Here is a 23,098-nt window from a genome sequence, read left to right as displayed (position 1 = left end):
GTTCATTAACTACTGATAGTTAGTTATTAAAAAGACGAGAAAACAAAAGAAAAAATGAATATTGTAACGCCTATCCCAAACAGCTTTGGCTATCCTACCAACAGTGTAGGAACGGATAGTGTGCGTCGTGAAAATGTTCTGCGTGAAGCTATTCCCTCGGTAACGCAGGGTGATAAAAGTGCCGCCGAAAAAGGCCTTGGTAACGATGGCGACCGCAATAATCAAACTGCGAATCAAGCAAACTTATTGCAGAACCCTACTTATGAGCGCCCAACAGCAAATCAATCCTTAGCCGAAAACTTTAATGGAGAAGCTAGTAAAGATAATGCGAATGAAGAGAGTGCGGGCAAAGAAAGCGCGGAGTCAAAACAGGAACAACAGCAACAACAAAGCGAAGATAAGAAAGTTGCAGAACTGAAAGACCGCGATCGCGAGGTGCGAGTGCATGAGCAGGCGCACGCTGCAACGGGGGGGCAGTATGCAGGAGCTCCAACATACGAATATGAAACAGGTCCGGACAATAAGCGTTATGCGGTTGGTGGTGAAGTATCAATAGATGTTTCAAATGAAAACACACCAACAGAAACAATCCGTAAAATGCAGCAAGTTAAGGCCGCGGCATTAGCACCTGCAGAGCCTTCACCACAAGATTACAAAGTGGCTAGCGATGCAGCTCAAAAAGAGCAAAATGCACGCAGTGAATTAGCCAAGGAGCAAAGCGCGGGTATCTCGTCCGCGTCAGCCGGTGAGTCCCCTCAAAGCATAAAAAGTCGAAGTGATTCAACGGACACTGGCGAAGGCCAACAGGTCTTGAAAGCCGGTTCTAGATTGAGTGAGCAGGCACAGAAGACAGCAGCAGTGGTGAGTGGTTTTTATGCTGGTATATCAATGCAATCAGAAAGCAGTATTAATTTTTCAGTATAATTCCAGATAACATTCAGTATGATTTGATACCATTGTTGCAAAGCACTCCATGTACTATTGAAAAATCCCCTAAACAACTCGTCAATGGTGTATTTTAAAATATGCTAGTTAAGTCAATTGATCCCCTATTGGACTGATCTGGAGCTAAATATAAGCGTTCAACAGAAATCCCCGCGATGGCAAGGAATAACTCTGACACTGTATTGTGCGTTCGCACTTTATGTGGGTTTAGTCACACCTTCTTATTCGCAAAGCGCTGATTCATTGGTGGTGGTTGTTAATTCAAAAAGCTCGACAGGCTCATTGTCAAAAAAAGAATTAACAGATATCTATATGGGGCGCTTCAATAAATTTCCGAATGGCGAGTCCGTAGTACCCATTGATTTCAGTTCAGGAAATGGTAATCGCGAAGCTTTTTACGAGTTACTGGTGGGTAAAAGCGAAAGAAAAATCAACGCGTATTGGTCGAGACTGCTTTTTTCTGGACGCGCAACGCCACCTCAGAAGGTTGATTCAACCGCTGAAGTAGCTTCTATCATAAAAAATGACACCCATGCACTGGCTTATTTACTAGCGAGTGACGTGCAACCGGGGATGAAAATTGTCTATGAATTTAAATAGCACCCAATTGTACCTTCTCTTTTGTTTCTTTTTAGTGAATTTAGGTTTAAGCCAGAACAGTGCAGCACAAGAAGTTGAAGTGAGTGGTTTCGCTACAATAGGCTTGACGCACTCGGGTGGCGATACCGTTAGTTTTAGAAGTTCACTGTTAAACAAAGGTAGAGAGGACTTCTCATTTGCGCCAGATTCTGTGCTAGGACTTCAGGCAAACGTTAGATTCTCAGAGAATCTTGATGCGGTTGGACAAATTATCGTGCAAGACCGAACCGACACGAATCTAAACAATTACGTTGAGCTAGCATTTTTACGTTATCAAATAAATCGAAACTGGTCGGCTAAAATAGGTCGTTTCAGTACCAACAGTTACCTTTTCACTGACTACCGCTATGTAGGCCATCTGCTGACTTGGGCTCGACCGCCAGTTGAAATGTATTCTACCGCAGGTTCGCTGGGCAATATGGATGGTTTGCAAACTAGCTATATTCATGATGTCGATTTCGGCGCTATTAAATTTTCTCTCTCATACGGCGAAAGTATACTGCATAATGGCGGCGAAGCCGGCGATGTGAGGGTAGATTATGAAGATTTCACTGTGTTTAACGTTGAGTTTCAAGCTACTGAGTGGCGAATTCACGCTGCTTATTTGTCGGCGAAATTAGATAACTTTGTTTTTCCCGATGCTGATGAATTTGTCTCTGCGATTGGTTTGGTTCCTAGCATATTTAAGCCTTATGCAGAACAAATCCAATTCTCAATTATTCCAGATGGGCGTCGAGTTACCTACGCTTCAATTGGTGGTCAATATACCTTAAATGACGTCGAATTTATCGCTGAATTGTCTGACTACGACGGTGATTGGGGTTTAGCTAGTAGCGCTCGCTCTGGCTATGCAACGGCAAGCTATCGTATTGCCTCTCTTACGCCTTATATGACGCTGGCTTTTTATAATCGGGGCGAACAACCAGAAGTTATTGATTTTGCTGCTGCGCAGGCAGCGCTTCCTAGTCCAGTATATCAGCAACTCTTATTTCTCACTGCTGACTCTAACGAAACTATTCGCGGTGCTTCAATTCAGCAGCGCTCCATTTCGCTTGGTATGAAGTGGGACTTTTCTGATAGTTGGTCGTTCAAAGCTCAATTTGATCATTATCGAATCGACTCGTTTGGCAGTGGCTTCTTCGGAGAATTAACAGCGCTTACACCTTCAGAGAAATTCACCTATAATGTAGCCAATATTAGCCTGACCACTACTTTTTAAATAGTAGGGAAATCGTCTATGAAGCTGTCGTTAAGAATAAGCTTGGTGATTGGCTTATTGTCTTTGGCAATATCCAGCATATTCGCGAGCTTAAATTACAGCTACCAGTTGCAACAAGTTACCACTCAAAATCAACAGCTTGTGCAACAACTTTCTGATACTGCTAAAAGCACTAGCGCTATTGCTGCCTATTTAGTGGATGAGGAGCTGGGCCAAGATGTTGTTGATGGCTTAGCTAACAACGATTTGATTATGTCAGCGACTATTCGCACTGAAAGTGACGGCATTGTTATCACATCGGGTAAAAGTACCAATGCAATTTCATCCATAAACATAAAACTCTACAATCCGTTTAGTCCAGAAGAAGTGATTGGCACACTTGAAGTTGTTCCCAATCTCGACTTTATCAAAGCTCAAGCGACGAGTACAAGTTTACAGAATGCATTTTTATTAGTCGGTTTGAGTGTGATAATCGCAGTGGCGGTTGGCTTTTACGTTCGCTCTAAGCTAACTAAACCAATAAAAAAGCTGTCTCAAGCCGTTGAAGCTATCGATACTGAGGCGCCTGAGTTTATTCTGCCGATTGATATTGGTTATAAGCAAAAAAATGAAATCTCATCTTTATCAAACAAGACCAATTTATTGATAGCTGCTTTAAAACAGCAGTTTTTATCTGAAAGGCAATTACGCGAAAGTACCGAAGAGTTACAACGGCGTTTTCGATTGCTGTTCGAACAAGCTACTGCGGGTATAGGTTTGCTTACAGCGGATGGAAAAATTAACATCGCAAACCCTGCACTGAGTCAATTGTTTGGAAAGGAGCTTGATGGGCAAGACTTCCCTGCGCTATTTGATTCGCCAGGCGTCATTCAAGATCAAATCAAACTCTTATTTACCGCAACGGGTGTGTCTCAAACTGACCTTGATGTTGAATTAACAGTTGGTATAGAGACGCGCTTTTTACACTGTATATTTTCGAGTATTAAAGACGTTCGTACTGAGTCTCGTGAAGATTCAGAACAGCTAGTGGAAGTCATCATTTACGATATTACGCATCGCAAAAAGCGCGAAGAAAAAGCGCGTTATGAAGCGGATCATGATTCCCTTACCGGGCTGCTAAGTCGTCGGGCTGGACTGGAACGTTTGAGTCAAAAGTTAGGCCGACAAACCGAAGAAACACTGGGTAATAGTCAGACAGTGTTCGCCTTGATGATGATCGACTTGGATAAGTTTAAACCTGTAAATGATACTTATGGGCATGATGTGGGTGACGTGGTTTTAAAGCAAGTTAGCCAGCGAATTATAGCGTCTAATATTGATGCTAGTGCGGTTAACATACGCTGGGGTGGCGATGAGTTTTTATTAGGAATGAGTTTCAATTTAGGCGACTTGGTAGATGATGCAGAACTATCTGATCCTGAATTACTTGAGAGTGCGCTAATTGATGCAAATGAAATAAAAAACCAAGTAGAGCGCCTTATCGAAGCTATCTCAGGCGAAGTTGTCATTGATGTCGAGCTATCAGTAAAAGTTGGAGCGAGCGTTGGTGTTGTCATCTTGGCACCAAACAAAGCTGCAGATATTGATAGTTTAATTACACGCGCCGATGGACTTATGTACCTTACCAAGAAACAAAAAACTAAACAGTATACTATTGTGAATTATGCTTAACTTTCAACGCAGTTAGATTTTTGAAGTAAGATAGAGGCTTACCCTAGATTTATTGCGCTTTCAGATCACATACCTGAAAAATCTGCGGTGTTTAATTTAAGATTGAGAGGCTCTGTGAGAAAAGTCATCATTTTTGGAAATTCAGGCTCAGGTAAGTCTACGTTAGCTGCAAAACTTCGCGACCAAGGCCTTGCTCATCTTGATTTGGACGTTTTAGCTTGGCTTCCCACAAGTCCCCCTGAGCGAAGCTCCCTAGAGGACGCACACCATAAAATTCAAACTTTTATCCGAGAAACGGATGAATGGGTCGTGGAAGGCTGTTATTCGGACCTATTAGAGTTAGTAAAACCGTTTGCAAACAAAGCTATATTTATGAATCTGCCGGCTAAACTTTGTATGGAGAATGCCAGCAAGCGGCCATGGGAACCACATAAATATGAATCAAAAGAAGCTCAAGATGAGAATTTAGCAATGTTGTTAGACTGGATCGCTCAGTATACAAGCAGAAAGGATGCTCTTTCATATACAGCCCACAGAGCGCTGTACGATTCCTTCACAGGAGAAAAGGCAGAGATTCTTTGCAATCAAGACATTTAATCAAGTGCTCTGATCAGATAGTATCAAAAAACGATGTTTAACAACTTGCTCTCGCAGAACTCAAGTCACGCTACTTTACTTTTTCTAGCATTAATACCAAACGCGATCAGCGATATTAACGGCATGATTGCTGCGACTATCGCTACGCTGCTCCATCCGCCAGATTCGTATAGCGGGCTAGCGATAAGAGAGCCAAGCGCACCTCCCAAAAATATACTGGTCATGTAAATAGCATTTAAGCGAGCTCTACTCTCTGGGACAAGTTCATATACAGCACGCTGACCTAGCACCATATTTGCCTGGACGGCAAAATCGATTAATACGCCAGTTAATGCCAATACAATTACTCCATGCGGCAGTTCATACAAGGTCGGTAAAAAACACACTACAGCCATTACTTTTGCGACGAGGGATACTTGATGAGTGTATCCCATATCGGCTAAGCGGCCAGCGATGGGAGCAGCTATCGCACCTGCGGCACCTACTAATGCAAACACGGCGATTTCAGTTTGTGATAATCCATACTCTCTAGCAAGTACAACAGGGACGCTGGTCCAAAATAGGCTAAAAGAAGCAAACATGAGCGCTTGATAAAAAGCACGCTGACGCAATACTGCTTGACTAACGATAAGCTGCTTCAAGGACTTCAGTAACGCAAAGTAACTGGTTTTATGGCTTGGTTGCCTAATCGGAATTGCAAAATAAATAACCGCTGCAATAAAAACCATACACCCAGCAGCAAAATAAAACACCGCACGCCAACCAAAGTGATCAGCTATCAAGCTCGAAATGGGTCTGGCGAGCAAAATGCCTAACAACAATCCGGCCATAATATTGCCGAGAACTTGCCCGCGTTTTGCATCGGAGGATAAATGTGCCGCTAGCGGGATCAGTATCTGAACAGACACCGAACTGATTCCTACCGTTAAGCATAAAATCAGCAAGACACTTGGGGAGTCTGCCAGTGCGATGGCTATAAGACTCAAAAACGAAATTAACAAGGTGAGCAACATTAGTCGCTTGTTTTCGATTAAATCGGCCAAGGGAACTAAAAAAAACAGTCCTAAGGCATAACCTATTTGCGTTAACGATACGATGAGGCTCGCGCTGTGAGTGCTTAGCCCCACATCGGGCGCTAACAATTCTATAATCGGCTGTGCGTAGTAAATATTAGCAACAATTAAGCCGCAACATAGCGCGATAACTGTTACTAATGAATTACTGAGTGGTTGCGATCGGCCTGCTTGCGTGACTTCGACTGTTTGTTTCATGCTCTCTCTAATGTATGAGTTAATCAGTAGGCATCAATAGGTCGTTGATTCAAATAGCGCCTATGCTTACATTATAAGTACTTGTTAAAACTGGTAGCTATACGCCATATTTAAGAAATCCATACCGGGATTTTTACTGTTTAAGCCACCATTGCTGTAATGCATATATCTGATTGACGCCATTTGTCGCAAATCTTCACCGAAGGATAATGATAAACCGAGCCGATCCTCAAACTGGTAGTGGGAACCGATATCCTTACCAGCAAATCTGGTGTCATCTACGAGCGACACTCCGATCCCAAACTCCCATCGTAATGGATACTTGTCGGCCACTTGATAGAATACTTTGCTGACTACGGGGCTGAGCGCTAATACATAATTTGTCTGATGTTGATTGTTATCACCGTATTCCCAAAAGTTGATGCTCAACTCCCAATATACGTCTAAAGTATCGAAATAAGGGATATTTTTTACTTGATGAGTAAGCGGACGGTAAGACAACCTAAGGCCTGATACATCGTCTTCTCCTATCAGTACATCCGCTGCTATTGATTGTTTCCGTGCTTCAGTATTTTGGTTTGCCGCTTGAGCAATTTGTATTGTTAATAATCCACATATCAAAACTGACATTGAGGCTGTAAGTGAATAAGATGATAAAAGTTTCATGATTTTCTCGGTTTGAAATTTTGCTTAACTGAGTTATGGGGGCTTTTCCTTATAATCAAATTGAAAGAAATCGATTGTAATCATCGAAAAAATTCATAAGAGAGCAGGTTTTCAAGGCTCTTGCTTGAGCAGGAGTTGCTATGGAGTATTAATATTTCTCTAATAGCGTTAGAGTTTGTTCACATTTAGTAGAGTGTTTGAGTAAAGGTCTAATTTCGTTTATCCTTTTTCTAACATTGAAGTAAAGAAGCACTTTCAACATGTTAGACCCTAAAGAATCTATCAAACACATACTAAGCCCGACGTCTTACGATGAATTTTTCAGTCACATTTTGTCAAAAAAAATATTAATACAAAGAGGCGAAGGAGCAAAAGCACGGGTTGCTATAGGTGGAAGGGATCCGAAAGCAGCACTTTTAGCAGGTTATGCTAAATATGCACCGGAGTTAACTTGTCATTCGCATGCGCCTAATTCTCCCCCTCCCAAGGCCCGAAATGTTGAAAATGAAGACGAATTTTTGGCTTTAATTAAGCAATATCATGAATTAGGATATACCGTTCGGTTTCCTGATGTTACAGAACTATCACCCCCTCTGAGCGAGTTTACTCGCGCACTTGAGAAGCAAATTGGCAATCCTGTTGGGGTCGTCGTTTTTTGGAGCGCGCCAACTAATGCAGCACCTGTGCATTATGACGAAGTTGATGTGATTGTGATTCAATTAGTCGGGACGAAGCAGTGGTACATTTCAAATACTCCTACTACTTACCCTAATAAATGGAAAAATACGGGAGAGGGCGCGCCACCGTTCAACGATTACCAAACGGTAGACGTGGCGCCTGGCGACTTTATTTATTTACCCAGAGGCACGGCGCACACCGTAAAATCTACAAGCGAATCAATTCACCTATCGATTGGTTTTGTACCCGTTACCGTGCGCGAAGGCATGAACGCCGTGCTTGACCACTTATCTGATTTAGATATAGGACTTCGGCAAAATATTGGTCAACGAGCCGACGATATTATTAACGATGATAAACACGCTACGATCCATCAGCAAATTCGCCAAGGCTTAAAGCAACTTTTAGCCCAGAGTCAATCCGATGACTTTATTGAGGATGCACTAAAGCGAAGACAAGCGCATATGATTGCAGAGTTGCCAAAACTTAAGCCCACGATTATAACGTCGCCATTGCAAGCAAATACGATAATAGAACACAGCCCACATGCCATGGTAGAGATGATTGCGACGACTGATACTGTTGATTTTTGTCAACCGGGTGAGCACATTTTAGTGCATAAAGGGGCGGAAGAGAGTCTAAGGTTTATTATCAATACACCGCGTTTCCTTGTATCAGATATTCCTGGAGGCTTAGGTCTTGATGTTCAAGTTGCGCTGGTGAGTCGACTTCTTAGCAGCGGTTTTTTAAAGTTGGCAGATTAACGCCCTCCGTCTTTACTGCGCATGCAGTAAGCTCCTAAACCCACAGGAGAGTTAAAAAATGAGCACTATTTTTGAATTTACCGCAGATAGTGGGAGGTTCCTGCCTGCGCAGGAATGACCTAGGGGGTATCAGCATTTTAAACTAAGTGAACGGCAGGTAAGAGCCAATTTGTGGTATGCATAAAAAGCAAAGTACGTAAGTACACTATTCGCTTTCAGACCACTGTATGGCTCGATAGTCGAATCCACTGGTCAAAGTGGGTTTAATCACTTCAAAGTAAGGGGATAAATCAAAATCTCTTGGCGTAAAATGACTGAAATGGCGTTTGGCAAGCAGCAGTTCGTCGCTTAAGTGAACACTCTTTGCTTGATTCGTTACAAGAGGTTTTTCTGCATCATTCTCCTGCTTAATAACGCAACTTTCAGCACTCAAGCCAGTGTCCGCAGCAGGATTGGTCTGCATCAGCGCATCATATTCGTCCTTTTGCATAGGTAAGATAGGATAACGAATTGACTGAAATGCTTGTGCGATTAATGTCGAACAAATCGCTTTTGTTGGGTCACCACTGCCGAAGGCCAGCATTCTGCGGCGAAAACGCTGAGGAATAGGAGGCGTTGGTAGTAAATAACGCATTAAATCGAAGATGTTTTTGGTGTCGTATTGATGTCCTAAACGTTCAATAAGAAAACTCAAAAGCTTGACCGTATCTTCTTTTGTGAGACCAACTGGACGACAAATACGTAGGTTAAATCCATCATATTTGTTTAAAGGTACGGTGATTACGCCTTCAATCAAATCGGCTTCTAAAATCGGCTGCAAGCCAGGCTGCTCACCAATATAAATACACACATGCGACCATGTCGACTGCGTGAGGTACTTTATGGCTGAGCTAATGCGACTATCACCCTCAACTAACAATAGATCGCCAGGGCGAAGATTAGCTTGTAGCTGGTCTTGGCTGAAAACTGAAAACGTTTTGTAATACGCAGTGGGCTTAGACAGAAACCTAGCTAAGCCATCGCCGATATAGGACATCACTGCGCCCATGCTTATTTTTTCGCTTTATTAAATGCGTCAGCAAACGCATTGCCCATTATCGCGTTTCCAAAACTTTGCTTGGCTGCAGGCTTTTGGCCTCTTGGCGCAGCGGTATTACTTTGCGATTTGGGTTTAGACGAACGCTCCGGCTTTCCTTTCGCTGCATTACTTGATGGCGAAGGCGTGTCGTCCATGCGCATTGATAACGAAATACGTTTACGCGCGACATCCACTTCCATCACTTTTACTTTTACTACGTCGCCGGTTTTCACTACTTCACGAGGGTCACTAATGAAAGTGTTTGTCATTGATGAAATATGAACTAGTCCATCTTGATGCACACCGATATCCACGAAGGCACCAAAATTTGCTACGTTACTAACAACACCTTCTAAGATCATTCCTTCCTTGAGGTCCTTCATGGTCTCAACGCCCTCTTTAAAGCTGGCTGTTTTAAACTCTGGGCGTGGGTCACGTCCTGGTTTATCCAGTTCTTTTAAGATGTCTTTAAGCGTTGGTAAGCCAAATTCGGCAGTCACAAAGTCTTCAGGATTAAGCTGCTTTAAAAGCTCTGTGTTGCCTACGATATCATTCACCGCAACATTGGCTTTGGATGCAATAATATCAACAACTGGGTAAGCCTCAGGGTGAACTGATGATGCATCTAGTGCATTCTTGCCATTCATTACCCTAAGGAAACCAGCAGCTTGCTCATATGCTTTAGGCCCTAATCGTTCAACCTTTTTCAGCGCTTTTCGATCAACAAACGCACCGTTGGTATCGCGAAACATAACAATATTGTTTGCTAGGGTTTTGTTCAAACCAGACACGTGTGACAATAATGCTGGGCTTGCTGTGTTGAGGTCAACGCCTACAGCGTTTACACAATCTTCAATGACCGTGTCCAAGGATTTTCCTAGCTGACTCTGGCTAACGTCATGTTGATATTGGCCTACACCAATCGCTTTTGGCTCAATTTTCACAAGCTCTGCCAATGGGTCCTGCAGCCGACGAGCAATGGAAACAGCGCCGCGCAATGACACATCCATGCCAGGTAATTCGTTAGAGGCAAGCTCAGACGCTGAGTAAACGGATGCGCCAGCTTCACTGATTACGATGCGCTGCACGTTCAATTCTGGTTCGGCTTTCATCATTTCGCCAACCAATTTATCCGTTTCACGTGAGCCCGTGCCGTTGCCTATGCTGATTAAATCCACTTTATGCTGCTTGCATAACATAGCTAAAGTGCGCTTAGACTTATCCCACTGATTTTGTGGCGCGTGTGGGAAGAAGGTTGTGGTGTATATGACTTTGCCCGTTGCATCAACAATAGCAAGTTTCACACCTGTACGAATGCCGGGATCTAGTCCCATTGTGACCTTTGGACCTGCTGGAGCCGCCATTAATAAATCGTTGAGGTTTTTCGCAAATACGCTTATTGCTTCCGTTTCAGCCTGTTCACGTAAAGTGCCAAACAGTTCTGTTTCCATGTGCAAAAGAATTTTGATTTTCCACGTCCACTGAACGACTGAGCTAAGCCACTTATCGCGTGCAGAGTCGGTCAGACGTAAATTTAACGATTGTTCTATCAAGTCTTCGCCATGCGAGCGACGAGTGCCTTCTTCTTGCTGAGGGTCGGCATCAATATTTATTTGCAGAATGCCTTCATTACGGCCTCTAAACATGGCGAGTGCGCGGTGTGATGGAATTTTTGCGTATTTCTCTGTGTAGTCAAAATAGTCTTTATATTTTTGACCTTCTGTTTCTTTGCCCGGAGCCACAACACTCTTCACATGCGCGTTGCGAATGAGATATTGACGAACGCTTTGCAGTAAATCGGCATTTTCCGAAAAACGCTCCATTAAAATAAATTTGGCGCCATCCAGTGCTGCTTTGGCGTCAGTAATATTATTCTCGGCGTTAATATACTGCTCTGCTAGTGTTTCCGGTTGTGCATCTGAATTCGTGTACAGTTCATCTGCGAGCGGCTCTAAACCAGCTTCAATGGCTATTTGGCCTTTAGTACGTCTGCGTGGTTTATACGGTAAATATAAATCTTCAAGCGTGGTTTTGTTGTCTGCTGCAAGCAATTTTGCTTTTAATCCGTCTTCTAGCTTGCCTTGTTCGTCAATCGATTTAAGAATGACTTTGCGACGTGCTTCTAACTCACGCAAATAACCCAAACGTTGTTCTAAGTTACGTAGTTGAGTGTCGTCTAGCCCTTGCGTTGCCTCTTTGCGGTAACGAGCAATAAAAGGTACGGTAGACCCCTCGTCTAGTAGAGCCACAGCGGCTTGAATTTGTTTTGGCGACGCGTTTAACTCGGAAGCAATTTTCTCGATGATCATGAACAACTCAATAATTGAAATAGACGATTTGATTAAATAAGGCGCTCTGCATACTTACTTGTCACTCGTATTGAAATAAATGCTTCGTCGGCAACTAGCACTATTATCGCTAGCAAACACTTGCTAACTTGCTGGAGCTGATTTTGCATTAGTTAGTGATACGTTGCGAAGCACAGAGGCTTACTGTTTATGAGCGTGATTATAGCATTCAGTGATAGCGGTTAAAGTACTTTATGCATTAATATGTAGTAATAGAAATTAACACTCGTTTACTTTGGATAACTATTTGAAAACTAAACTGATCACACGTGAAGGTTACACAAAGCTAAAAGATGAGCATGATTACCTTTGGTACACCAAACGACCAGAAATTACTAAAATTGTCACGTGGGCGGCTAGTTTAGGCGACCGCTCCGAAAACGCGGACTACACGTTTAACAAACGGGTTTTGAGGCAAATTGATCGCCGGGTACGATTTTTACGAAAGCTATTGCCTGAATTATCAATCGTGGAATACCGCCCAGAACAAGCAGGTAAGGTGTTTTTTGGCGCTTGGGTAGAAATAGAAAATGAGGCAGGCGATTCGAAGCGCTTCAGGATTGTTGGGCCGGAAGAAATTTATGGGGATGTGAAGGACTATATTTCTATCGACTCTCCAATGGCTAGAGCCTTACTGAAAAAGGAGGTAGACGACTCTTTTACAGTAAAAACACCCAGCGGCACAAGCGAATGGTACGTCAATTCGATTGAGTATCAGCAAAACTAATTGCCTCAGCGGCTAATTCCCAAAGTGCCCGATACACTAAAAGACATAAAGCGCAAAAAGAGAAAATACTACAAAAATATCGGAATATTTTTCAAAACCCAATTACGATTTGAGTTTTTATTTAACCTTTTCAGTCGCTTAGTTTTTGGCATGTTAATCGCATTATTGAAAGTGAACTTCAATCAAAGGAGAGAATTATGAAACGTTCATTAATTGCATTAACTTTATTAACCGGTTTAAGCACATCAGCTATGGCATCAACAAATAGCTGGGAAAAGGAAGCGATGGATGCTTGGATAGATGGTAAAGCGGAAGCTACTCTGCTATTTAACGGCAACTTGAATTCATTTGACATCAACACTGACGTTAAAATGGGTACGGTAACACTGACCGGTAGCGTAGAAAACGATATTGAAAAAGAATTAGCTGAAGAGCTGGTGTTAGGCATTAAAGGTGTGAAAACAGTCGATAATCAATTGACTGTTTTAAACATGGACATGGACACGAAATCTGAGAAAGCGTCACAGTTTACTGATGCAAAAATCAGTACGGTAATCAGTAGTCGCTTGTTGTTTGATTCCGAAGTGTCTGGTCTGAAAATTGATGTAGACGTGGACAACCGGAAGGTCACCTTGAACGGCACCGTGGCGACTGCAGCAGAACGAGATTTAGCAGTAAATATTGCCAAAAACACGAAAGATGTGGATTCGGTGATGAGTAAGCTAGTTATCAAAAAAGCTGAAAAGTAAGACTTATTAAGAAGGATCAGGGCGCATCCGCTAGCGCCCAATTAACTACTCTTATTATTGAGAGCGACGCCGAGGCACGAGTGCTTCGGCGTTTTTTTGAGTAAGACTTATCCCTTTATTTTCCGTAACTTTGATACGTTATCTTCCCACCGACGATGGTCATCACATTTTCTGACCTTAAGATATCGGCTTCTGGAACGCTAAGCCAATCTCGATCAAATATTGTAAAGTCTGCATATTTACCAACTTCTACAGACCCACGAATATCCTCTTGAAATGCGCCATAAGCAGGCCAAATGGTAAACATTTTAAGCGCGGTTTTACGGTTTACCGCAAGCTCGGGATGCCAACCTTCGCCGGCAGTACCATCAAGCCTTTTACGACTGATAGCGGCGTAAAATTCAATCCGAGGATCACCAAGTTCTACTGGTGCATCAGATCCACCCAGTATCATTAAACCGCGATCAACCAATTGCTGCCACGGGTATGCGTAAGCAAGGCGGTCAGGGCCAAGTCTATCTGGTGCAAAGTTGAGATCACCTATTCCGTGGCTTGGCTGCATAGATGGTAAAACCCCAAGACTCACAAGTCGTTCCTGGTCTTGTGCCGGGATAATTTGTGCGTGCTCGAGTCTCCATCTCGGCTCAGCCACCGCCCATTCGGATTTTGGTACAGCATTGAACGCTTCCTCATACCAATTTAAAAGAGATCTTACTGCTCGATCCCCAATCACATGTGTCTCGATCTGGATACCTTTGCGCAGTGCTTCTCGTAAAATAGGGTCAAGCTCCTCTTTCGTGGTGCGATTCATAAAACCATTATGATCAGCGTCTGCATAATTTTCCAAAAGAGCTGCGCCGCGCGAACCCAGCGTACCGTCGATATAAACCTTAATACCGCGTAATTCAAACATGTTGTCGGCTGTTGCTTCAGGGCCACGCTCCAGCATTGTTGCCGCTTCTGCAACATTTGCTGCTGCGTAAATGCGGGTGGACATATTTCCTTCGTCGTGGATCTCCTTCATGATGTCGACGTTAACGTAAGGCATTCCGGCGTCTTGAGTATTCGTCCAACCAAGCTTAGCGTTTTCGTACATACCTTGTACAAGGCTGTCTTTTTTATATGCACGTGTTTTTGCTGGGATAATATTTCTAAAAATATCCATTGCGGTCGCTAGTATATAGCCGCTCGGATTGCCGTCTGCATCACGCTCAAATTTACCGCCAAGTGGGTCAGGAGAATCTTTATTTATACCTGCAAGTTCCAGTGCTTTCGAATTGACCAGCGCAGAAACACCGTCCGCACGAGGCATAAATAAGGGTTTATCCGCTGTAAATGGATCAACATCTTGTTTGCTAAGAAATCTTTTTTCGTCCGTCCATTCTCGTTCAATCCAGCCGCGCCCTTGCACCCATTCATTTGCAGGTACACCTTCTGAAAACGCTTTAATGGCATCAACCGTTTCTGCTAGTGTTGCGATACCAAAGAGGCTTAACGTTTTTGGGCGCTGGCCAACACCTTCCACGTGCTGGTGACTGTCGGTAAAACCTGCATATACATACTTTCCGTTCATATCCATTATTTGGGCATCACCGCACATATATTGGGCTGCATCGGCGTTTGACCCGACAAATATAATTTTGTCACCAAGCACCGCTGTGGCTTCAGCAGTCCACTGAGCCTCGTTCGCGGTATAAATTTTTGTGTTATGAATGACCATATCCGCGCTAAGGCACTCTGCTGACATTACAGCTTCAGGCATTTCCCCCTTGCTGCACGACAACAACATCAAGCTAAGCCCCAGCGCACCTAATATTTTAGAATTATTTTGAGTAAACAAATTTTCCTCACCCCCCTATATTTTTAAATAACAATAATCGGATATAAAAAACATGCAACTAGAAATAAGTGGCTAGCAGATTAAAATTCTCATAATTTGAGACACAAACGGTCGAACGGGCAACTGAGGAGTTGGACACCTTAAATTTCCAAACAGAGCTTTTGTTCGTTATTGGTGCAATTGCGATATAGCAGTGCATTTAACTAAGTTCAACATACTGAAACCAAGCTTTAAAATTCTTTAAATTATTGATTTATAGACTATAAATAAAAATTGAAACCTTGGCAAAAATCATGCTTCTGTACATACCTAAGCCTTTCATTTTCGTGGATACATCATTTGCAATGAGGTCTTCGATTTAAAAATATAACATTATTGACCATACATTTAGCTTGGCAGTCTGCAATGGCTTTTCGGCTTATTAGTAAAATAAATGGAGAAAAACGTGAAAATAAAAAACGCGAAATTAAATTGCCATAAAAAAAATAAGTTTAGCAAAAAGACCGCGATTGCTATGGCGATCTCATTACCATTGATGACAACAACGTCAATTCAATCATTCGCACAAGAACAAAAAGCAGAAGATACCGTAGAGAAAGTTATCGTCACCGGTACTCGAATGATGAATCGTTCTGCCGCTGACTCCCCCGTTCCTGTTGATATCATTAGCGGCGATGAATTTCGCCAGAACTCCTCTGCGGATGTTCAAGATATGTTGCGTACCGCGGTTCCTTCATTCAACGTGAATAGTCAACCAATCAGTGATGCTGCAACGATTGTAAGACCGGCAAATTTACGTGGACTTTCTCCAGATAACGTATTGGTATTAGTGAATGGTAAGCGTCGCCACAGAGGCTCGATCATTTCATTCCTTGGCGGTGGTATTTCTGATGGTGCTCAAGGGGTAGATATTTCTGCAATTCCATCAATGGCGTTGAAACAGGTTGAAGTTTTACGAGATGGTGCGTCTTCACAATATGGTTCAGACGCCATCGCCGGTGTGCTTAACTTTATTCTCAAAGACGAGTCAGAGGGTTTTGAAGTCGTAGCCCGCTATGGTTCGACTTATGAAGGTGACGGAGATAACTATACTATTGCGGCAAATGCAGGATTACCGCTTGGTGATTCTGGTTTCGTAAACCTAACCGCAGAAATAAAAGACGTTGAAGGTACTGTCAGGTCAGTTGTCAGAAGCGATGTTGCCGGTATGATTGACGGTGGCTATTTGCAAAGCTCTGATTTTCTGGAAATTAATTCTTATACAGGCGAAGTCCCGCAGTACTGGGGAACGCCAGATGTAGAAGGCGATGTAAAGCTATTTATCAACTCGGCATATGAGATCAATGATAAAGCGGAACTTTACTTGTTCGGTAATTATGGTGAAAGAGAAGTCACCGGTGGTTTCTTCTATCGTAACCCTGTCACTGAAGGTAGCCAGCGTGGAGGCGTTTACGCAGGCCCGAAGGTAAACCCTGCAACGGGTCTTTTAGATCCTAACGGTGTTCACTCTGTACTAGTTGGAGACCTTGATGGAGGTAGCTCATGTATCGATGGTATACCTATCAATGGTGTCATCCCAGACGCAGGTTTTCTTGCTGACGTAGCAGCCTCTGACAATTGTTTCTCGTTTATCACTGATATTCCAAACGGTTTTGTGCCTCGGTTCGGCGGTAACAACGAAGATCAAGCAATTACTGTCGGTGTTCGTGGCGAACTCAGTGTTGGTACAGGTCTATCGTATGACCTCAGCGCGCAGCGAGGCTCTAACAAAACAGAATTCTTTATTCGCAACACCATTAATGCTTCGCTTGGCCCTGCTACACCAAGAGATTTTGTACCAGGTGGTCAGGAGCAAACGGAAACTCAGTTTAACGTAGACTTTGTGTATAGAGTGGATGCTGGTTTTGAATCTGAACTCAACATCGCTTTTGGTGCAGAGTACCGGGAAGAAGAGTTTGACCTATTTGCTGGAGACGCCGCCTCTTTCGCACTTGGTCCGCTAGCCAGTCAAGGTTTCTCATCAAGCTCAAATGGCTTTGGTGGCTTCCCGAGAGACACTTCAGCATCTCAAGACAGTACGGCTTTTTATGTGGATGTTGAAACTGATATAACAGAACAATTGACGCTTGCAGTAGCAGTAAGAACGGAAGAATTCAGTGAATTTGGAAACACGACAGATTTTAAAGTCGCCAGTATTTTCCATGTAAGTGATGATTTTAGAATTCGCGGTGCAATCTCTACTGGATTCCATGCTCCGACAGCGGGTCAGGCTAACATAACCAATGTAACCACCCAGAACGTTCAAGGTGTGCTTGTTGACCAAGGTACCTTGCCGCTTTCTTCTGCAGCAGGTCAGTTAGGTGCTGATTTCATCGCGAGTGCCGGAAACGGTCGTCCTTCGCTTGGTCCTGAGGAGGCTAACAACTTCTCAATTGGGGTTGGCTTTGATGTCGCAGGTTCTGTTTGGACAATTGATTACTACAATATTGAGTTAACTGACCGCGTTTCACTTGGTGCTAATGTCGATTTTCTTGACGCACTGAATTTTACTGGCGGCGCAGGTTCTAACTTTGCAACGGTATCTGAGGCGTTAACAACTTTAGATGCGCAGGGTGTTATCGACCGTCAGCAATTCGTTGGCTTAGATGATCTATCAGAATTTAGATTTTTCTCTAACAGCTTTAGCACAACCACCACGGGAATAGACATTGTTGGTAACTATTCATTTGATATGTGGGGTGGGGACTCTAGGCTGACTGTTGCAGCAAACTACAACAAAACTGAAGTAGACAGTGTTGGTACGATTAATCCTATTAGTGCAGGGCGAGTTGCAGCAATCGAAGACTTGCTGCCGACTACACGAGCTAATATATCGTGGTCGCACACGGAAGGTCAAATCAGAACCTTGTTACGTGCCAATTACTACGGCGGGTGGGATGATACTGGAAATGGTGTTAACGGAATTGGTGCTGAAGTATTAATTGATGCACAAGTCGCTTATCAATTTAACGACCAGCTCGAGTTTGTCGTTGGTGTTGATAACCTTCTTGACGCCTACCCTGAAGAAAATCCTGGTGCTGGCGGTTCGGGCCAATTGTATTCTGAGTCAAGTCCATTTGGTTTTAATGGCGGCACTTGGTACCTTCAAGCCCGTTACACTTACTAAAAAAGGTAGTGATCTTATAATAAAGCCACTCGCCTAAGATCGAGTGGCTTATATGCTTATAGCCATCTTTGAACGCCCACTTTTGACTTACACCTTTTCAAACTATTTTGCATTAGATTGACTCTGATTTTAATTCAACACACTTTGTATGTTCTATTTCTTCGCAAATTGCATCCTTGCTGATATCCATGTCTTTAGTTTCTATCAACAGCGTCCAGTAATTTTTTTGCTGTGCCTTTACTGCATGCTGGTTAATTATGTCGTGCTCTGGTTTTAGAGAGCGGAAACCTGCGAAAAACATGCCGATAAAAATACCGGGACTAATCAGTGCAATGTAAGTAAACATTGGATTATTCTGGGTAAGAGCGGGCCCATATTGTACAAGCAAAAACGCAACTATCATTCCTATCACGAACCCTAAAAGCGTGTTGCGAACATGCGACATCAGCATATTACTGCCTACCTTTTGGCTTTTGCCCTCCAGCTTTGCGCTTTCCATATTGTCGCTCGGTGCGATAATTTTGACCTTACTTTCTCGAAGCCCCAGCTTTCGAGTTAATACAATCTTTGCCTGATTGATGTCGTCTTTCGTTTTGTAGGTTGCAGCAACTCTGTCGTCGAGCATATTATTGATAATTGCCGTCATAAATGCCTCTCATCTTCAGTTGTGTTTCTCTCGGCGGTATCTTAAGAAACTAAGAATACCGCCGAGCAAAGGTTTCGCTATTAAGAACCCATTTCTGCTAAGTATTCTTCTGCTAGGTCATGCTTTTCCTTTTCTGACAACGCTTTGCCAGCCATCTGGAAAAACTCACGCTCCTCTTCAGCTAAATGGTGTTCCACTTTTTCGGTGAGCTGTTTAAAAGCTGCTAGCCATGCTGGTGAGCTCATTTCCGTGTCGTCTAACTTTGCAATTAACTTATCTATTTGATGATGTTCTGCAACGCCATGTCGAGATAGGGCGATGGTTTCGTCTGCCTGCATCAAAGGCGCATAGAAATATCGTTCTTCTGCGATGGCGTGAGTTGCCAGCGCGTCCTTGAGCTGCTGGTAATATTCTTGCCTTGTAGGTGACTCCCCCTGTGTTTCTAATAATATTTTTAGCAGGGCTCGCTGTTTATCGTGGTCTTTGCGTAGTGCTTCGAAAATTTTCATTACTGTCTCCTAGTAAGTATATTTAAAAATAGGGATGAAATTTATGCTAAAAGCCTGATGCAACAAGGGCGTCGGCTAATTTTCTGAATCCAGCAACGTTGGCGCCCTGAACGTAGTCTATATCCGCGTTGCCCAAGTGATTGCTCTCTGTTACGCACGCTTTATGTATTTCGTGCATTCTTTGTTGGAGTCTTTCATCTAAGGTTTCTTCGGAGTCGTAGCGCATGGCGGAGTTTTGCTGCATTTCAAATGCAGATAGAATAACGCCGCCTGCATTTGCCGCCTTGCCTGGTGCATACAGCAGGCTACTCGCTGTTAGCTTGTCAATTGCAGGCTTAGTGCAAGGCATATTTGCTCCCTCGACCAAGGCAATACGCGTATTTTTTACAATTTGCTGCGCGTCAATCTCATCTATTTCATTTTGAGTGGCACAGGGCAGCGCAATATCAGCTTTCATGGTCCATGGCGCGCCTTTTTGGTACTCGCCATCGTGCTCCTTGGCAAGTTCCTGTAGTGCATTTTCAACTTTTCCTTTATTGTCTTTCAACCAGTTGATATGCGCCTGAGTCAGCCCTTGATCGCAAATGAATACGCCACGACTGTTTGATAGAGTGAGTACTTTGGCATTCATTGCTATGGCTTTTTCGGCTGCATGAATCGCAACATTCCCAGCGCCCGATATAGTGACCGTCTTATCTTCCATAGACTCATCGATTTGCTCAAGCATATTGGCTACAAAATAGAGGAGTCCGTAACCCGTGGCTTCGACTCTTAACTTGCTTCCTCCCAAGCTGAGAGGCTTTCCTGAAAAATCGCCTGCGAACGAACCTGTCGCTCGCAATTGTTCAGCGAACATGTAGCCTAATTCTTTGGCGGATACATTGATGTCACCGGCTGGAACATCAGTAGTGGGACCAATATGAGAATAGAGACCTTTGGCATACGCTTTTGAAAATCGTCTTATTTCATTTTCTGAACGCAGCGTAGGGTCAAAGTCTGCACCACCCTTTCCTGCGCCTAAGGAAAGCCCGGTAAGCGAATTTTTGAAGCTCTGCTCAAGAGCTAGAAATTTTAGTATCGAAAGGTTCAGCTGTGGATGAAAGCGCGTGCCTCCCTTGTGTGGGCCTAGAACGTTACTGTGCTGAACGCGCCACCCAGTATTAACTTGACATTGATGCTTGTCGTCCTCCCATTCAACCGCAAATTGGATTACGCGTTGTGGCACCAGTATGCGCTGCAACACATTGTTTGCTTTATAAGCTTCGTTGCTATTAACGATAGGAACAATGTATTCACAAATTTCCTCAGCTGCTTGTAAGTATTCGTTTTCGTGTGGCGAGCTCGCTTCAATCCAATTCAGTGTTTCATTAAAAAGTGACATTACTACCCTCTTTTGCTGCTAAAACGTCGAACATATTCTGTGTAAATAGCTAATAATTAGTTTGTGTTTTAACTCATGGTATCAATAACTATGCCAAAGGATTTTAAATCTTAACTATATGAAATTTATAGTTAATTTTTGATACTGGGAGAGGGTGGCGCGGTTAACTAGAAATAGTTACAGTGTGAAAGGGAAATTATTACAATTCGAATTTATGAGACAAAATCGCTAGGATCACAATTTTTTTGAAGCCATTCGCAAAGCATGTCTTTACTAACGGGCTTAATTAAATGATCGACAATGGGAAAGCGCTCGAGCAAAGCCGAGTCAGGCTGACTGCCGCTTAAAATTGATACTTTTCCTGCTATTTGTTTGTCAAAAAATGCGCTAATAAATGCTTCCCCCTTCAAGTCAGGAAGTCCTAAATCGAGTAAATGCAGCGCAATCGTATCGCCACTTTTTCCATCTGCGTTAGCTATGGCTTGCTTTGCAGTTGAAGAGTGTAATACCCGATAGTCGAGTTGTTCTAGCATCATTTGCATTATGTTAGCGCTGTCCATATCGTCTTCGACCAAATGGATGAGCGGCTTAGTTTGAGTTTTGTGTATGGCTTGCCCTTTATTTTGAGCTACCGTTTGCGAAAACTCATTCTCTAAAACTTTCCAGATTTCGAGTTTATCAATGGGTTTTGCTATCAACGCGTCAAACCCGAGTTGAGTTAAGTCCTTGTAGAGGCCTTTATTCAAAGCTGCAGTCATGGCAACTACGTTTGCCTTATTTCCTTCTTTCCTCAGGATCTGAACAGTTTCTTCACCAGTGAGGACGGGCATATGCAGATCCATAAAAATAACGTCGAAGGGGCTATTTTCGCGCTGCGCTTGAGCTACTTTTAACAGTGCTTGCTCGCCATTGCTGGCAAACTCAACTTTGACGCCTGTCTTTTTAACAAAGTAACCAGCCAATTCTCGAATTTCAAAAACGTCGTCTACAACTAAAGCGCGGCCTGTTAATTTGGGTAATTTGGTCTCTATTTCCCTTTTGTAGTCAACATTAAAGTCGTAATCAATCAATGAGTCACCAAGCAATTTACAAGGCACGCTCAGGGTAAATATAGAGCCGTTTCCTATCTCTGATTTCACCTCAAGTTTGCCGCCCATTTGCTTTACTATTTCAGCCGTGATGGATAAACCTAAACCAGCCCCGCCAGCCTTGCGATTGTAGACGTCTTCTACTTGTTTGAAGGGCACAAATATACTGTTAATCTGCTGTTCAGCCATTCCGATCCCGGTGTCTACAATCTGAAATTTCAGTATATTCTCAGTATCAACAGTCATAAGCGAAATGTTAACGCTGACGCCTCCTACATCGGTAAACTTAATTGCATTGCCAATGAGATTAACGAGTATTTGTTTAAAACGGAGATCGTCTAAACTAATGTTTTCCGGTAACTTTGTTTGGCTGTGAAATGCTAATGCTAAACCTTTATCAATGGCGCTGACGGTTAATAAACTGTTCACCTCAATGAGCAGCTCTTGCAAATTTGTTGGCTTTTCTCTTAATTCAAATTTGTCGGCGGCTATTTTTGATAGGTCGAGTACATCATTAAGTAAATTAAGTAGATGTTTGCCGTTATTGGAGATGACTTTGAGTTCATTTTGAAAAGGAATGGTTTTGTCATTTTCTAACAGTATTGATGTATAGCCTAAAATAGATGTTAGCGGTGTTCGTAATTCGTGACTCAAATGCGCTATAAATTTATCTTTTGCCGTATTTTCTGCTGCATTGCGTTGACTCATTGCGCGCGCAAATTCGAGCTCTTTCCGTGAAACAGCGTAACGCACAGATTTTTCAAAAACATCCTCATCTATTGAAGATTTCATGACAAAATCTTGAGCACCACTTTTTTATTGCTCTTTTTGCAACTTCATCGTCGTTTTGTCCGGTTAGCATAATAATAGGCGTCGCTAGTTCTGCATTTGCAACAGCGTCTAGTATTTCTAAACCTTCGTAACCTGCAAGTCTATAGTCTAATATACAGAGATCGAAGGTTCGTTCCTTCAAAAAATCTATGGCTTCCTGTTTTTCAGAGCAAGAGACAAAGTGACATTCGCCAGGCAACATTTGACAAAGACGATCTTCGATCAAAAACACATCGTCGCTGTCGTCATCGATTATTAAAACTGATCTAACGTTTTCCAATAGTC

19 protein-coding genes are annotated in these 23,098 nt (G+C 43.0%); 9 read left to right on the top strand and 10 right to left on the bottom strand.

Annotated features, from left to right (window positions below; all coding sequences use genetic code 11):
- Window positions 1-54: 54 nt before the first annotated feature.
- The 5 genes from GNIT_RS16795 (at window position 55) to GNIT_RS16775 (ending at window position 5,071) form a co-directional block, all read left to right on the top strand.
- Window positions 55-924, top strand: a complete 870-nt coding sequence (locus tag GNIT_RS16795) for a putative metalloprotease CJM1_0395 family protein (protein WP_014110511.1) — start codon at window positions 55-57, stop codon at window positions 922-924.
- 222 nt (window positions 925-1,146) lie between these two features.
- Window positions 1,147-1,545 carry a type 2 periplasmic-binding domain-containing protein gene (locus GNIT_RS16790; protein WP_014110510.1) on the top strand — a complete coding sequence of 133 codons (399 nt, stop codon included), beginning with the start codon at window positions 1,147-1,149 and terminating at the stop codon, window positions 1,543-1,545.
- Window positions 1,532-2,803, top strand: a complete 1,272-nt coding sequence (locus GNIT_RS16785) for a porin (protein WP_014110509.1) — start codon at window positions 1,532-1,534, stop codon at window positions 2,801-2,803. Before GNIT_RS16790 ends, GNIT_RS16785 begins: the two co-directional genes overlap by 14 nt.
- Before the next feature lie 18 nt (window positions 2,804-2,821).
- Window positions 2,822-4,474: a GGDEF domain-containing protein gene (locus GNIT_RS16780; RefSeq protein ID WP_014110508.1), complete on the top strand. Its 1,653-nt coding sequence runs from the start codon at window positions 2,822-2,824 to the stop codon at window positions 4,472-4,474.
- A gap of 114 nt (window positions 4,475-4,588) precedes the next feature.
- On the top strand, window positions 4,589-5,071 hold the full coding sequence (locus tag GNIT_RS16775) for a P-loop NTPase family protein (protein WP_014110507.1): 483 nt from the start codon (window positions 4,589-4,591) through the stop codon (window positions 5,069-5,071).
- 65 nt (window positions 5,072-5,136) lie between these two features.
- Here GNIT_RS16775 and GNIT_RS16770 read toward each other — a convergent pair whose 3' ends face one another.
- Together GNIT_RS16770 and GNIT_RS16765 are read right to left on the bottom strand one after the other, a co-directional pair.
- On the bottom strand, window positions 5,137-6,342 hold the full coding sequence (locus tag GNIT_RS16770; RefSeq protein ID WP_014110506.1) for an MFS transporter: 1,206 nt from the start codon (window positions 6,340-6,342) through the stop codon (window positions 5,137-5,139).
- A gap of 84 nt (window positions 6,343-6,426) precedes the next feature.
- Complete coding sequence (locus GNIT_RS16765) at window positions 6,427-7,008, bottom strand: acyloxyacyl hydrolase (RefSeq protein WP_014110505.1); 582 nt, start codon at window positions 7,006-7,008, stop codon at window positions 6,427-6,429.
- A gap of 260 nt (window positions 7,009-7,268) precedes the next feature.
- Between GNIT_RS16765 and GNIT_RS16760 the strand changes: the two genes are divergently transcribed.
- A complete protein-coding gene (locus GNIT_RS16760) occupies window positions 7,269-8,450 on the top strand; it encodes a JmjC domain-containing protein (RefSeq protein WP_014110504.1) in 1,182 nt (393 codons plus the stop codon).
- 205 nt (window positions 8,451-8,655) lie between these two features.
- Here GNIT_RS16760 and GNIT_RS16755 read toward each other — a convergent pair whose 3' ends face one another.
- Window positions 8,656-9,498, bottom strand: coding sequence for a YiiX/YebB-like N1pC/P60 family cysteine hydrolase (locus tag GNIT_RS16755; protein WP_014110503.1), 843 nt, complete (start codon window positions 9,496-9,498; stop codon window positions 8,656-8,658).
- A gap of 2 nt (window positions 9,499-9,500) precedes the next feature.
- Window positions 9,501-11,837 carry a Tex family protein gene (locus GNIT_RS16750; RefSeq protein ID WP_014110502.1) on the bottom strand — a complete coding sequence of 779 codons (2,337 nt, stop codon included), beginning with the start codon at window positions 11,835-11,837 and terminating at the stop codon, window positions 9,501-9,503.
- A gap of 286 nt (window positions 11,838-12,123) precedes the next feature.
- On the opposite strand from GNIT_RS16750, the gene greB reads away from it, so the two are divergent.
- Complete coding sequence (greB, locus tag GNIT_RS16745; RefSeq protein ID WP_014110500.1) at window positions 12,124-12,603, top strand: transcription elongation factor GreB; 480 nt, start codon at window positions 12,124-12,126, stop codon at window positions 12,601-12,603.
- A 197-nt stretch (window positions 12,604-12,800) separates the two neighbouring features.
- Window positions 12,801-13,352: a BON domain-containing protein gene (locus GNIT_RS16735; RefSeq protein ID WP_014110498.1), complete on the top strand. Its 552-nt coding sequence runs from the start codon at window positions 12,801-12,803 to the stop codon at window positions 13,350-13,352.
- Between the two features lie 115 nt (window positions 13,353-13,467).
- Here the strand turns inward: GNIT_RS16735 and GNIT_RS16730 are convergent, their stop codons facing one another.
- Window positions 13,468-15,114, bottom strand: a complete 1,647-nt coding sequence (locus tag GNIT_RS16730) for an amidohydrolase (protein WP_238526912.1) — start codon at window positions 15,112-15,114, stop codon at window positions 13,468-13,470.
- Between the two features lie 523 nt (window positions 15,115-15,637).
- On the opposite strand from GNIT_RS16730, the gene GNIT_RS16725 reads away from it, so the two are divergent.
- Entirely contained in the window at window positions 15,638-18,358 is a 2,721-nt protein-coding gene (locus tag GNIT_RS16725; RefSeq protein WP_014110495.1) for a TonB-dependent receptor plug domain-containing protein, read from the top strand.
- A 112-nt stretch (window positions 18,359-18,470) separates the two neighbouring features.
- On the opposite strand, the gene GNIT_RS16720 is transcribed toward GNIT_RS16725, so the two are convergent.
- The 5 genes from GNIT_RS16720 to GNIT_RS17780 all read right to left on the bottom strand — a co-directional run bounded on the left by GNIT_RS16720 (window position 18,471) and on the right by GNIT_RS17780 (window position 23,093).
- Entirely contained in the window at window positions 18,471-19,004 is a 534-nt protein-coding gene (locus tag GNIT_RS16720) for a hypothetical protein (protein WP_014110494.1), read from the bottom strand.
- An 80-nt stretch (window positions 19,005-19,084) separates the two neighbouring features.
- The gene (locus tag GNIT_RS16715; RefSeq protein WP_014110493.1) at window positions 19,085-19,513 is read right to left on the bottom strand and encodes a hemerythrin domain-containing protein; all 429 of its coding nucleotides are present in this window, start codon (window positions 19,511-19,513) and stop codon (window positions 19,085-19,087) included.
- Between the two features lie 46 nt (window positions 19,514-19,559).
- Window positions 19,560-20,894, bottom strand: a complete 1,335-nt coding sequence (gene gdhA, locus GNIT_RS16710) for an NADP-specific glutamate dehydrogenase (RefSeq protein WP_014110492.1) — start codon at window positions 20,892-20,894, stop codon at window positions 19,560-19,562.
- Between the two features lie 212 nt (window positions 20,895-21,106).
- Entirely contained in the window at window positions 21,107-22,774 is a 1,668-nt protein-coding gene (locus GNIT_RS16705; protein WP_049786955.1) for a response regulator, read from the bottom strand.
- On the bottom strand, window positions 22,755-23,093 hold the full coding sequence (locus GNIT_RS17780) for a response regulator (protein WP_049786954.1): 339 nt from the start codon (window positions 23,091-23,093) through the stop codon (window positions 22,755-22,757). The genes GNIT_RS16705 and GNIT_RS17780 overlap by 20 nt, the downstream gene beginning before the upstream one ends.
- Window positions 23,094-23,098: the final 5 nt, after the last annotated feature.

Origin of the sequence: Glaciecola nitratireducens FR1064 (assembly GCF_000226565.1) — a bacterium.
GTDB lineage: Bacteria > Pseudomonadota > Gammaproteobacteria > Enterobacterales > Alteromonadaceae > Glaciecola > Glaciecola nitratireducens.
Note: the sequence above shows the minus strand (reverse complement) of the source record. Positions and strands in the feature narration are given on the sequence as shown.